Origin of the sequence: Streptomyces smyrnaeus (assembly GCF_017676345.1) — a bacterium.
GTDB lineage: Bacteria > Actinomycetota > Actinomycetes > Streptomycetales > Streptomycetaceae > Streptomyces > Streptomyces smyrnaeus.
Window position 1 is genome coordinate 92,955 of record NZ_JAFFZM010000006.1, and the last position, 12,786, is coordinate 105,740.

The 12,786-nt window shown below is 69.9% G+C and carries 10 protein-coding genes and 2 tRNA genes; 6 read left to right on the forward strand and 6 right to left on the reverse strand.

What is annotated here, in order from left to right:
* Positions 1-143: 143 nt before the first annotated feature.
* The 4 genes from JW613_RS11815 (at position 144) to JW613_RS11830 (ending at position 5,422) form a co-directional block, all read left to right on the forward strand.
* The gene (locus tag JW613_RS11815; RefSeq protein ID WP_245225497.1) at positions 144-3,065 is read left to right on the forward strand and encodes a UPF0182 family membrane protein; all 2,922 of its coding nucleotides are present in this window, start codon (positions 144-146) and stop codon (positions 3,063-3,065) included.
* Between the two features lie 47 nt (positions 3,066-3,112).
* Positions 3,113-3,189 (forward strand) — tRNA-Met (locus JW613_RS11820).
* Between the two features lie 175 nt (positions 3,190-3,364).
* Complete coding sequence (locus tag JW613_RS11825; protein ID WP_372447932.1) at positions 3,365-5,245, forward strand: tetratricopeptide repeat protein; 1,881 nt, start codon at positions 3,365-3,367, stop codon at positions 5,243-5,245.
* 103 nt (positions 5,246-5,348) lie between these two features.
* Positions 5,349-5,422 (forward strand) — tRNA-Met (locus tag JW613_RS11830).
* A gap of 183 nt (positions 5,423-5,605) precedes the next feature.
* On the opposite strand, the gene JW613_RS11835 is transcribed toward JW613_RS11830, so the two are convergent.
* Entirely contained in the window at positions 5,606-6,022 is a 417-nt protein-coding gene (locus tag JW613_RS11835) for a Fur family transcriptional regulator (RefSeq protein WP_209210765.1), read from the reverse strand.
* Positions 6,023-6,186: 164 nt separating this feature from the next.
* On the opposite strand from JW613_RS11835, the gene JW613_RS11840 reads away from it, so the two are divergent.
* Positions 6,187-7,623: a catalase gene (locus JW613_RS11840; RefSeq protein WP_209210943.1), complete on the forward strand. Its 1,437-nt coding sequence runs from the start codon at positions 6,187-6,189 to the stop codon at positions 7,621-7,623.
* A gap of 124 nt (positions 7,624-7,747) precedes the next feature.
* On the opposite strand, the gene JW613_RS11845 is transcribed toward JW613_RS11840, so the two are convergent.
* Together JW613_RS11845 and hisN are read right to left on the reverse strand one after the other, a co-directional pair.
* Positions 7,748-8,170, reverse strand: coding sequence for a CBS domain-containing protein (locus JW613_RS11845; RefSeq protein ID WP_209210766.1), 423 nt, complete (start codon positions 8,168-8,170; stop codon positions 7,748-7,750).
* A 177-nt stretch (positions 8,171-8,347) separates the two neighbouring features.
* Positions 8,348-9,142: a histidinol-phosphatase gene (hisN, locus tag JW613_RS11850; RefSeq protein WP_209210767.1), complete on the reverse strand. Its 795-nt coding sequence runs from the start codon at positions 9,140-9,142 to the stop codon at positions 8,348-8,350.
* 126 nt (positions 9,143-9,268) lie between these two features.
* On the opposite strand from hisN, the gene JW613_RS11855 reads away from it, so the two are divergent.
* Positions 9,269-9,871 (forward strand): TetR/AcrR family transcriptional regulator, encoded by a 603-nt coding sequence (locus JW613_RS11855; RefSeq protein ID WP_099883992.1) that lies wholly within the window; start codon positions 9,269-9,271, stop codon positions 9,869-9,871.
* Between the two features lie 30 nt (positions 9,872-9,901).
* On the opposite strand, the gene JW613_RS11860 is transcribed toward JW613_RS11855, so the two are convergent.
* From JW613_RS11860 to aroA, 3 genes are all read right to left on the reverse strand, one after another.
* A complete protein-coding gene (locus tag JW613_RS11860) occupies positions 9,902-10,225 on the reverse strand; it encodes a DMT family transporter (RefSeq protein ID WP_099883994.1) in 324 nt (107 codons plus the stop codon).
* Between the two features lie 94 nt (positions 10,226-10,319).
* A complete protein-coding gene (gene rsgA / locus JW613_RS11865; protein ID WP_209210768.1) occupies positions 10,320-11,342 on the reverse strand; it encodes a ribosome small subunit-dependent GTPase A in 1,023 nt (340 codons plus the stop codon).
* 13 nt (positions 11,343-11,355) lie between these two features.
* Positions 11,356-12,768 carry a 3-phosphoshikimate 1-carboxyvinyltransferase gene (aroA, locus tag JW613_RS11870; RefSeq protein ID WP_209210769.1) on the reverse strand — a complete coding sequence of 471 codons (1,413 nt, stop codon included), beginning with the start codon at positions 12,766-12,768 and terminating at the stop codon, positions 11,356-11,358.
* Positions 12,769-12,786 lie beyond the last annotated feature (18 nt).

Genomic DNA, 12,786 nt, shown 5'->3' on the forward strand with positions numbered 1-12,786 from the left:
CGCTCCGGAAAACATGACTCGGACCCCGGAAACGGGAACTGGGTAAAGCTTGAGTAAGTTGCCTAGATGGGCCTTACGATGCGGGCCCAGCATCATCGCTTCATAAACTGCGAATCTTTGAGGTGCGCACCTTGGCTTTCCAGATGCCGGACCGGGGCTCAGGGGGTCCCTCCGGGCCACGGATCAGAGTGGGCCGGCCTTCCCGGCGTGCCCGGACGCTGTTGATGACAGCGGGCGTGCTGGTCGTTCTGGCCATGCTCTTCGTCATGTTCTCCGGGTTCTGGACGGACTGGCTGTGGTATCGCTCCGTCGACTACAGCTCGGTCTTCACCAAGACCCTGTGGACCAAGATCGGCTTGTTCGCCGTCTTCGGTGTGCTGATGGCTGTGGCCGTGGGCTTCAACATCTGGCTGGCCCACCGGCTGCGTCCGCCGCTGAGTGCGATGTCGCTGGAGCAGCAGAGCCTCGACCGGTACCGCATGGGGCTGGCGCCCTACAAGAAGTGGGTGCTGCTGGGGATCACGGCCCTGGTGGGGCTGATCTCCGGTGCCTCCGCGGCAGGCCAGTGGCGTACCTGGCTGATGTGGGTCAACGGCGTCTCGTTCCATTCGAAGGATCCGCAGTTCCACAAGGACATCTCCTTCTACGCCTTCGATCTGCCCTTCTACCGCTTCCTGCTGAGCTTCGGTTTCGCCGCCGCGATCCTCTCGCTGCTGGCGGCCGCGCTGGTGCACTACCTCTACGGCGGGCTGCGTGTGACGACCCCGGGCGCGCGGGCGACGGCGCAGGCGACCGGGCACCTGTCGGTGCTGCTGGGGATCTTCGTCGGGCTGAAGGCGGTGGCCTACTGGCTGGACAGGTACGGACTGGCGGTCAAGTCGGGTGACTTCAAGTCGACCGACAGCTGGACGGGCCTCAAGTACGTCGACGCCAACGCCTATCTGCCGGCGAAGACGATCCTGTTCATCATCGCGATCATCTGCGCACTGCTGTTCTTCGCGACGATCTGGCGCCGCACCTGGCAGCTTCCGGTGATCGGCTTCGGGCTGATGGTGCTCTCGGCCATCCTCATCGGCGGGCTCTACCCGGCGCTGGTGCAAAAGTTCCAGGTCGCGCCGAACGAGCAGGCCAAGGAGACGCCGTACATCAAGAAGAACATCGAGGCGACGCGCAAGGCGTACGACATCGATGACGCCGAGGTGCGCGACTACAAGGGCACCAGCAAGGCCGGCAACGAGGAGCTGCGGGACGCGGCCGACACCACCGCCAGCATGCGGCTGCTGGACCCGAACGTCGTCTCCCCGACCTTCCAGCAGAAGCAGCAGGTGCGCGGGTACTACCAGTTCCCGGCGACGCTCGATGTGGACCGCTACGAGAAGGACGGCAAGGAGCAGGACACCGTCGTCGGCCTCCGGGAGATCAACACCAGCGGTATCCCGGAGAAGAACTGGATCAACGAGCACTTCAAGTACACCCACGGCTTCGGCATGGTCGCCGCCAAGGGCACCTCGGTGGACAAGGACGGCGCTCCGGACTTCACGGAGAAGGACCTGCCGCCCGAGGGCGATCTGGGCAAGTACCAGGGCCGGATCTACTACGGCGAGAAGACGACGCAGTACTCCATCGTCGGCGGGCCCCAGAAGGAGCTCGACTACGCCGACGACAACGGGGAGAAGACCTACACCTACAAGGGCGACAGCGGCGTCAACCTCTCCAACCCGATCAACCGGGCCGCCTACGCGGTCAACTTCAACGAGCCGCAGATCCTCTATTCGGGGGCGATCGGCGAGGGCTCCCGGGTCCTGTACAACCGCACCCCGAAGGAGCGCGTCGAGGCGGTCGCACCCTGGCTGACCATCGACGGCGACCCGTATCCGGCGGTGGTCGACGGCCGCATCAAGTGGATCGTCGACGCCTACACCACCTCCAACGGCTACCCCTACTCGTCGCGTACGACCTTGGGGGACACCACGGAGGACTCGCTGACGGACGGGCAGCGCGCGGTCGTCGCGCAGCAGAACCGCGTCAACTACATCCGCAACTCGGTCAAGGCGACGGTGGACGCCTACACCGGCAAGGTCGACATGTACCAGTGGGACAAGAAGGACCCGGTACTGAAGACGTGGATGAAGGCGTTCCCCGACACGGTGAAGCCCAAGAGCGCCATCAGCGACGATCTGATGGATCACCTGCGCTACCCGCAGGACCTGTTCAAGGTGCAGCGTGATCTGCTGCAGACCTACCACGTGACCTCGCCGTCGCAGTTCTACAGCGGCAGTGAGCGTTGGCAGGTCCCGGACGACCCGACGCACAAGGGCAACGCGGTACCGCCGTACTACCTGAGCATGAAGATGCCGGGGCAGAAGGAACAGCAGTTCCAGCTGACGACGACGTTCAACCCGAACAAGCGGGAGACGCTCGGTGCGTTCATGGCCGTCGACGCGGAAGCGCGCAGCAGTGACTACGGGAAGATGAGAATCCTGCGTCTGCCACCCAACACGACGGTCGCCGGACCGTCGCAGGTGCAGAGCAAGTTCAACTCCGACCCGGTCATCGCGGACAAGATCAACATTCTCAAGCGAGGTGACTCCGAGGTCGAGTACGGCAATCTGCTGACCGTGCCGATGGCGGGAGGGCTGCTCTATGTGGAGCCGGTCTACGTCCGGGGTGCAGACACCAACTACCCACGGATGCGCAAGGTGCTCGTCGCCTACAACGAGCGCATCGCCTTCGAGGACAGTCTCGATCAGGCGCTGAACAAGATCTTCGACACCGAGGGCCGGGACAAGGGCGGCGAGAGAACCGGGCCGGGAGACGACCAGGACAAGGAAGAGACGCCGCCCAACGCCACGGTCGAGGAGGCTCTTCAGGACGCCCAGTCCGCGTGGGACAAGAGCGAGAAGGCCCGCGAGAAGGGCGACTGGGAAGAGTACGGAAAGCAGCAGAAGGCGCTGGAGGACGCGCTGCGCGAGGCCGCCGAGGCCGAGCAGAAGGGCGACGGTAAGAACGGGTCCGAGGACAAGAACGGGTCCGGCGACAAGGAGGCGTCCGCCGGCAACGAGTAGCTGGTCGGATCACCCCGTGGAGTGGTGTAGAGTTGTACACACAACGGCGCGGGGTGGAGCAGCTCGGTAGCTCGCTGGGCTCATAACCCAGAGGTCGCAGGTTCAAATCCTGTCCCCGCTACCACAGGTAAGAGGCCCGGAGTCAACTGACTCCGGGCCTCTTCGCTTGTCCGGGGGACAGTCGGGCCCATGGGTTTGGAGTATCTCTACGTCGGGAAGTCGACAAACCTCTGAAGTGACCTCACTGGCTGCGGTTTACCAGGTGTACGCGGGTTGCAGGTGGTGCGACGATGGAGCTTATGGGGGAGAAAGCAAGGCTGACGGACCCGGTACGTCCCGGTCCGGGCCTGAGTGTGGAGGAGTACACCGAGCAGACCGCAGCCGAGCAGACCGCAGCAGCCATGCAGACCGCGGCAGTCGAGAGGGCGGCGACAGTCGGGAGGAAGACGGCGGACACGACCGCGACGGTGACGGCGGACAAGGCCGGGGCCGACAGTGTGCTGGGCGCTCAACTGCTGCGCCGGGGAGACCTGGACGGCGCCGAGCCGCATCTGCGTGCCGCCACCGCGGCGGGGGACCGCGCGGCCGCCAACAATCTCGGCGTACTGCTGCACCAGAGGGGCTACACGGAAGAGGCCGCGGGATGGTGGCGTACCGCCGCCGTCGCCGGCTCCGCCGCCGCCGCGCACGCGCTCGGCCGCTACCACCGGGAGCGCGGCGACGAACCCGCGGCGCACTACTGGCTGCGGCAGTCCGCCGAATCCGGGCACGCGCTGGGCGCGTACGCGCTCGCGGACCTGCTGGAGCACCACGGTGAGGACGGTGCCGAGGAGTGGTTCCGGGCCGCCGCCGAGCGGGGGCACAGAGAAGCCGCCTACCGCGTGGCGCAGTTGGTGAGCGCACGAGCCGAAGAACTGGCCGCCAAGGGCGAGAGCGGCGCAGCAGCCGCACAGGAGGCCGAGGAGGAGGCCGAGCGCTGGTTCCGGCAGGCCGCCGCCCGCGGCCACCGCAGGGCGGCGCTGCGGCTGGGCGCGGTCCTGGAACGCCGTGGTGAGCTCAAGGAAGCCGGCCGGTGGTATCTGACCTCCGCCAAGGACGGGGAGGCGCGGGCCGCCTGCGCGCTGGGCTTTCTGCTGCGCGACGCGGGAGACGAGGAGAGCGCCGCCGTGTGGTGGCGTCGCGCCGCCGAGAACGGCGACGGCAACGCGGCCAACGCGCTGGGCGCGCTGCACGCCGACCGCGGCGAGCGGCAGGCCGCCGAGCGGTGGTACCGCGTCGCGCTGGAGGCCGGCTCCGACAACGGCGCGTTCAATCTGGGCCTGCTGTGCGCGGCGCAGGGCCGCACCGCGCAGGCCGAACAGTGGTACCGCCGGGCCGCCTACGCCGGGCACCGGGAGGCCGCCAACGCGCTCGCCGTGCTGCTGCTGCAGCGCGGTGACTCGCAGGGCGCGGAGCCGTGGTTCTCCAAGGCCGCCGAGGCCGGCAGCGTGGACGCCGCCTTCAACCTCGGCATCCTGCACGCGGGACGCGGCGACGAGCGCACCGCGCGCGCCTGGTACGAGCGTGCGGCGGCTTCCGGTCACGCGGAGGCCGCGCTGCAGGTCGGCATCGCGCTGCTGCGCGAGGGCGAACTGCACACCGCGGAGCGGCATCTGCGCTGCGCGGCGGGCGGCGGCAGTGTCGAGGGGGCCTTCCGGCTGGGCGCTCTGCTGGAGCGGGTCACCCGGCGCGGCAGCGGCGAGCTGGGCTCGGAACACGAGCTCGGCCGCCCGGACGGCGCCAGACCCGAGTACGAGGAGTGGTACGAGCGGGCCGCCGAGCACGGCCACCGCCGCGCCCAGGTGCGGCTGGGCATGTGCGCCGCCGCGCGGGGCGAGGTCGTCGACGCCGCACGCTGGTACCGCGCCGCGGCCGAGGCGGGCAGCCCGAACGGTGCGTTCAACCTGGGGCTGCTGCTGGCCCGCGAGGGCAGCGAGCCGGAGGCGGCACTGTGGTGGACCCGCGCCGCCGAGGCCGGGCACGGCAGGGCGGCGCTGCGGTTGGCTTTGATCAGTGCCCGTAAGGGTGAACTGGACGAGGGACAGTTCTGGTGCGCCCGTGCCGTGGAGCTCGGTCCGGCGGAGGTGGCCGAACGCGCCGCCAGGCTCCGCGACGCGCTCCGCTCGGAACTGACGGCCTGAGCCCCACCTGCCCCTCAGCTGTGCTCCACCGGCTGCCCCAGCAGCCCCTGGGACCTCGATTTGCACTGGTCGTCGGCCCGCGTTAGAGTTGTGCACACAACGGCGCGGGGTGGAGCAGCTCGGTAGCTCGCTGGGCTCATAACCCAGAGGTCGCAGGTTCAAATCCTGTCCCCGCTACTGAAGGACGAAGGCCCGGATCCAAGGATCCGGGCCTTCGTCATGTCTGAGTCCACGCCCTTTCACAGAACGAAAGCGGCCCGCGCCCTTCGCGAGAGCGGCCCACGCCCTTCGACAAGACGGCCCGCACCCTTGCCAGGGTGCGGGCCGTCTCGCGGTTCCGCGCCGAGGCGCGGCAGGCGTTCAGGAGTCGTTGCAGTTCGGGCAGACGCCCCGGTAGGTGACGGTGGCCTCGGCGATGGCGAAGCCGTAGCGCTCCTGCTCCGGCAGGGCCGCCAGCGGGTCGCCCGTGGGATGGACGTCGCGGATCGTCCCGCAGCGGGAGCAGACCAGGTGCTGATGGGTGTGGCGGGCGTTCGGGTCGTAGCGCTTGGCGCGGCCGTCGGTGCTCACCTCGAGTACTTCCCCGAGAGCGACCAGCTCGCTCAGCGTGTTGTAGACGGTCGCACGGGCGATCTCCGGCAGGCGGTCCGCCGCGCGGGCGTGCACCTCGTCCGCCGTGTAGTGCACATGGTCGCCGTCGAGCACCTCGGCGACGACGCGCCGCTGTGCGGTGAGTCGCCAACCGCGATCACGGAGCCGTTCCAGCAGGTCACTCATGCCTCCAGCCTAGCAGTGGTATGTCCATGAGCAGAATGCGTATGGAATTCGGCCCCTTCTTGACTTAGACAAAGTCCAATGTAGAGTTGCGGGTGGTTGGCCCACAGGACAGATGTGAAGCACAGGAGGCGCACGTGACCGTGCAGGACGAGACGGCCGGACCCATGACGACGGAAGCCGGTGCTCCGGTCGCGGACAACCAGAACAGCCAGACCGCCGGCGCGGGCGGCCCCGTGCTCGTTCAGGACCAGCACCTGCTGGAGAAGCTGGCCCACTTCAACCGCGAGCGCATTCCAGAGCGCATCGTGCACGCCCGGGGCGCGGGCGCGTACGGCAAGTTCACCGTCACCGCTGATGTGACCAAGTACACCCGGGCGAAGTTCCTCTCCGAGATCGGCAAGGAGACCGAGGTCTTCCTGCGCTTCTCCACGGTGGCGGGCAACCTCGGCGCGGCGGACGCGGTGCGCGACCCCCGCGGCTTCGCGCTGAAGTTCTACACCGAAGAGGGCAACTACGACCTGGTCGGGAACAACACGCCGGTGTTCTTCATCAAGGACGCCATCAAGTTCCCCGACTTCATCCACACGCAGAAGCGCGACCCGTACACCGGCTCGCAGGAGCCCGACAACGTCTTCGACTTCTGGGGCCTGTCGCCCGAGTCGACCCACCAGGTGACCTGGCTGTTCGGCGACCGGGGCATCCCGGCGTCCTACCGGCACATGGACGGCTTCGGGTCGCACACCTTCCAGTGGACCAACGAGGCCGGCGAGGTCTTCTGGGTCAAGTACCACTTCAAGACCGACCAGGGCATCAAGAACCTGACGGCCCAGGAGGCCGAGGTCCTGGCGGGCAAGGACCCCGACAGCCACCAGCGCGACCTGCGCGAGGCCATCGAGCGGGGCGAGTACCCGACCTGGACGGCGTACGTCCAGATCATGCCCGCGGCCGAGGCGGCGAACTACCGCTTCAACCCGTTCGACCTGACCAAGGTGTGGCCGCACGAGGACTACCCGATGATCGAGTTCGGCAAGCTGGAGCTCAACCGCAACCCGCGGAACATCTTCGCCGAGGTCGAGCAGTCGATCTTCTCCCCGCACCACTTCGTGCCGGGCATCGGCCCGTCCCCGGACAAGATGCTCCAGGGCCGGCTGTTCGCCTACGGCGACGCCCACCGCTACCGCGTCGGCATCAACGCCGACCTGCTGCCGGTGAACGAGCCCAAGGCGACGAAGGCCCGCTCCTACGGCCGGGACGGTGTGATGTACGACGGCCGGCACGGCGGGGCGAAGAACTACGAGCCGAACAGCTTCGGCGCGCCGACCGAGACCGGCCGGGCGCTGTGGCAGCCGCTGCCGGTCAGCGGCACCACCGAGGAGCGCCCGGCTCCCTCGCACGCCGAGGACGACGACTTCGTCCAGGCCGGGAACCTCTACCGGCTGATGTCGGAGGACGAGAAGGCACGGCTGATCGACAACCTGGCGAACGCCATCGCGGGGGTCTCCCGGGACGACATCGCCCAGCGCGCGATCGAGAACTTCCGCAAGGCGGACCCCGACTACGGCAAGCGGCTGGAGGCCGCGGTCCAGGCCCTGCGCGGCTGACCGACCGCTCGCCGTACGAACCCGGAGGGACCGGACGCCATGGGGCTCCGGTCCCTCCGGTGCGTCCTGGTCCCTCCGGTGGGTCCGCCGGACCCTTTGGGGCCCGGCGGGGTGGCCGGGTGCGCTAGACCGCCAGTTCCTCCGCGGTCTCCGGCGCAACCGGGACGCGGCTGTCGGACCAGTTGCGGACGATGTCGCGGACCGAGAGGACGCCCACCGGCTCCCGCTCGTCGAGCACGATCAGATGGCGGAAGCCGCCACGCGTCATGGCCCGCGCCGCCGCGTCCAGCGTCCAGTGGGGCGAGGCGAAGACCACGTCCGTCGTGGTGTGGTCGTGTGCGCGCTCCCGGTCCGGGTCCTGGCCGGCGCCGAGGGAGTCGAGGATGTCGCGCTCGGTGAGGATGCCGACCCCGCTGGTGTCGGGGTCGAGGACGACGGCGGCGCCGACCCGGCGGGCCGACATCAGTTGGGCTGCCTGACGGAGGGTGTGCGCTGGGCCGATGGTGAGGACCACGGTGCTCATGGCGTGCTGGACGTGTCCGGACATGAGGGGGCTACCTCCTTGGCGGAACGGCTTCCCGAGGAGCGGAGCGCTGCTCGGGAAGTGGTTCACAAGGTCACAAGCGAGCGAATTCTCATGTTCACATGTGAGGGAGGCCACAACAAGGACGCGTGTACGGACCACCCGGACGAGTGGTCGGATCCGCCCGGCCGTCAGTGCGATTCAGGCCGTCAGATAGTTCAGCAGCGCCTCGTGCAGCAGGCCGTTGGAGGCCGCCGCATTGCCGCTGTGCGGTCCCGGGTTCCCGTCGAGCCCGGTGAAGCTGCCGCCCGCCTCCTCGACGATGACCGCACTGGCTGCCATGTCCCACAGCGACAGCTCCGGCTCAGCGCACATGTCCACCGATCCCTCGGCGACCATCATGTACGGCCAGAAGTCGCCGTAGCCGCGGGTCCGCCAGCAGTCCCGGGTCAGGTCCATGAAACCGCCCAGCATGCCGCGCTCCTCCCAGCCGTGCAGCGAGGAGTAGGCGAACGAGGCGTCCCGCACCTCGGCGACCTTGGACACCTCCAGCCGGGTGGCCTTGGACAGGCTGCGGCCGCTGTAGGCGCCGGCGCCCTTCGCCGCCCACCAGCGGCGGTTGAGCGCGGGGGCCGAGACGACGCCGACGACCGGCCGGTCGCCGCCCTCGCCCATCTCCATCAGGGCGATGAGCGTCGCCCACACCGGCACACCGCGCACATAGTTCTTCGTACCGTCGATCGGGTCGATCACCCAGCGGCGCGGCCCGTGGCCCTCGCTGCCGAACTCCTCGCCCAGCACCGCGTCCCGCGGCCGGGTGCGCTGGAGCGAGGTGCGGATCAGCTCCTCGGCCGCCTTGTCGGCCTCGCTCACCGGCGTCATGTCCGGCTTGGTCTCGACCTTCAGGTCGAGAGCCTTGAACCGCTCCATGGTCGCGGCGTCGGCGGCGTCGGCCAGCACATGGGCGAGACGCAGATCATCGTGATAGTCCAGCATGGCCGAACAGTATCGAGCGAGGAATCCCCCCACCACAGGGCCATGCGCGTGCGCCGCGTATTGACACCTCTTGGCGGTGCGTCAATTCTTTGCCGCACTCCGGGCTGTCGGTCTGTGGAGGCGACGATGCCTGCTGCACGCGAGACCCTGCTGGACGCCGCCCACGTGGCGGTGCGGTCACGCCCCTGGTCGGTCGTGCGGATGGTCGATGTCGCCGCGGCCGCCGGGGTGTCACGGCAGACGCTCTACAACGAGTTCGGCAGCAAGGAGGGGCTGGGCGCCGCGCTCGTCGAACGGGTGCTGGAGGACTTCCTGGACGGTGCGGCCCGCGCCGCGGCAGAAGCGTGCCGCAGCGGCCACGCCCCGGCCGGCTGCTGCGCCGCCGCCGCGCAGTGGGTGCTGCGCACGGCGCGCACGGAGCCGATCGTGGGTGCGGCGCTCACCGGCTGCTTGGAGACGCGGATGCCGCTGCCGACCCGTACGGCGCCCGGGAAGCTCGCTGCCGCGTTGCACGGCCGGGTGGTGTCGGGCCTGGAGGAGGCCCGCCGCGTGCCCGTGGGCGGGCCGCTGCGGGAGGGCTTCGACCGGGGGGAGGTGGAGCGCGCCTACGAGGTGGGGTTACGGGTTGCCCTCTCGTACGTCGTCGCTCCTTTGCAGGGCCCCGGGGACGAGGAGCCCTGTGGGCGCGTGGACGAGGTCGTCCGTGCGTTGCTGGCCCATCAGGCGTAAGCCCGTACAGCGGCGGTCGGAGGCGGCACCTCAGTGCGCGCTGCCGGACAGCTGCAGCCCTATCACGCCGACGATCACCAGTGTGATGGAGACCAGCTTGAGCGCGGAGACCACGTCGCCCATGAAGACCATTCCGTAGATCGCCGTCCCCGCGGCGCCGATCCCCGTCCAGACCGCGTAGGCGGGCCCCACGTCCAGCCGCTTCAGCGAGAGGGTCAACAGACCGAAGCTGCCCAGCGCGAAGGCGCAGAAGGCGACCGTGGGCCACAGCCGGGTGAAGCCGTGCGAGAGCTTCAGGCACACGGCGAAGCCGGTCTCCAGCAACCCCGCGACTATCACCAGCAGCCACGCCATGGGCACTTCCTCTCGTCGCTCCCGCCGGGGCCCCTTCCGGGGGCAAGGTCAAGCGCAGGCAAACCAGTATGCAGCGGCGGCCGGACGGAAGCGATCAGTCCCCTTCGCGCCTCTCCCGTGTGGCCAGCAGGCGGCGCAGCGAGTGCAGTCGGGCCGGGTCGGCGTGCCCGTCGGCGACCCACTGGTCCAGCGCGCAGCCCGGCTCGTTGTGGCTGCACGCCCGGGGGCACTCCGCGGTGCCCGCCTCCAGGTCGGGGAACGCGTGGATGACGCGCGAGAGCTGAATGTGGTTCAGCCCGAAGGAACGCACGCCTGGAGTGTCGATGACCCAGCCGTCCTCGCCGACGGGGGAGGGCGGCAGCGGGAGCGCGAGCGCCGAGGTCGTGGTGTGCCGACCGCGACCGGTCACCGCGTTCACCACGCCCGTGGCGCGCTGCCGCTCCGGCACCAGTGCGTTGACCAGCGTCGTCTTGCCGACGCCGCTGTGTCCCACGCACACCGTGATCTGACCGCGCATCATCTCGCGGACGGCCTCGGCCCCCGAGCCGTCGGGGGTGAAGTCGTCCCTGCTGGTGACGACATAGCGCACCCCCAGCGGCGCGTACGTCTCCAGCAGCGGCTCGGCAGGCGCCAGATCGGACTTGGTGAGAACGAGCAGCGGCTCCAGCCCCGCGTCGAAGGCGGCGACCAGGCAGCGGTCGATCAGCCGGGGACGCGGCTCGGGGTCGGCCAGCGCCGTGACGACGGCGAGCTGGTCGGCGTTGGCCACGATGACGCGCTCGTACGGGTCGTTGTCGTCCGCCGTCCTGCGCAGCACCGAGGTGCGCTCCGCCACCCGCACGATGCGCGCCAGGGTGTCCTTGGCACCGGTCAGATCGCCGACGACGGCCACCCGGTCACCCACCACCACGGCCTTGCGGCCCAGCTCGCGGGCCTTCATCGCGGTGATCGTGCGGCCCTCCACCAGACAGGTCAACCGGCCCCGGTCGACGGTCAGCACCAGGCCCTCGGCCGCGTCCTCGTGCTTGGGCCGGGTGTGGGTACGCGGGCGGGTGCCGCGGCGGGAGGGGCGGACGCGGATGTCGTCCTCGTCGGTGTGCTTGCCGTAGCGGCGCATCGCGGGCGCCCTCTCAGGCTCTCTCTCCGGCTCGGGCTCCGGCCCCGGCTGCCGCCGGAAGGCCGAGCATGCCGCCCCACATCTGCGGGAAGTCGGGCAGGGTCTTGTACGTCGTCGCGACGTTCTCCACCTCGACGCCCTCGACCGCCAGGCCGAGCACCGCACCCGCCGTGGCCAGCCGGTGGTCGTCGTAGGTGTGGAAGACACCGCCGTGCAGCGCGCGGGGCCGGATCCGCAGACCGTCCTCGGTCTCGGTGACATCGCCGCCCAGGCCGTTGATCTCCTTCACCAGCGCCGCCAGCCGGTCCGTCTCGTGCAGCCGCAGATGGCCGACGCCGCGCAGCACCGACTCGCCCTCCGCCAGCGCCGCCACGGCGGCGATGCCCGGCGTCAGCTCGCCCACCTCGCCCAGATCGATGTCGATGCCGTGGATCCGGCCGCTGCCGGTGAAGGTCAGACCGCGCTCGTCCAGCACGCAGGAGCCGCCCATGGCGGTGAAGATCTCGCGCAGCGCGTCACCGGGCTGTGTGGTGTGTTCGGGCCAGTCGGGGACGGTGACCCGGCCGCCGGTGACCAGCGCGGCGGCGAGGAAGGGCTGCGCGTTGGACAGGTCCGGTTCGATCGTCAGGTCGCGGCCCAGCAGCGCGCCGGGCGTCACCCGCCACACGTTCGGTGCTCCGCCGTCCTCGGGCGCGTCCACCTGGGCGCCCGCGGCGCGCAGCATGTCGACCGTCATCCGGATGTGCGGCATGGAGGGCAGCGTGCGGCCGGTGTGACGGACCTCGACGCCCTGGTTGAAGCCCGGACCGGACAGCAGCAGCGCGCTCACGAACTGGCTGGAGGAGGAGGCGTCGATCTCGACCGGGCCGCCCGCCAGCGAGCCGTTGCCGTGCACCGTCATCGGCAGCGCGCCGCGCCCCTCGTCCTCGACCCGCGCGCCGAGCGTACGCAGGGCGTCGATGACGCCGTGCAGGGGGCGCTCGTAGGAGCGGGGGTCGCCGTCGAAGCGGATCGGGCCCTCGGCCAGTGCCGCCAGCGGGGGCAGGAAGCGCATCACGGTGCCCGCGTTGCCGACGTCCACCGTCGCCGGGCCGCGCAGCGTGGTCGGGATGACCCGCCACGCCTCACCGCCGGGGCGCCCGCCGGCGGCGTGCTCGCCGTGGGCCGCGACGGCGGAGGAGGCGGAGGAGACCGTCTCCTCGATCTGCACGCCCATGGTGCGCAGCGCGCCGGCCATCAGCAGGGTGTCGCGGGAGCGCAGCGGGCGGCGCAGCCAGCCCGGCTCGGAGGAGAGCGCGGCCAGCACCAGGGCCCGGTTGGTGACCGACTTGGATCCCGGCACGGTGACGGTCGCCTCGATACGGCCCGGAGCCGAGGGGGCGGGCCAGAGTGCGGAGTCTGCGGGGCTGGTGCGCTGGTCGGTCATGGGGCCACTGTAATGGCT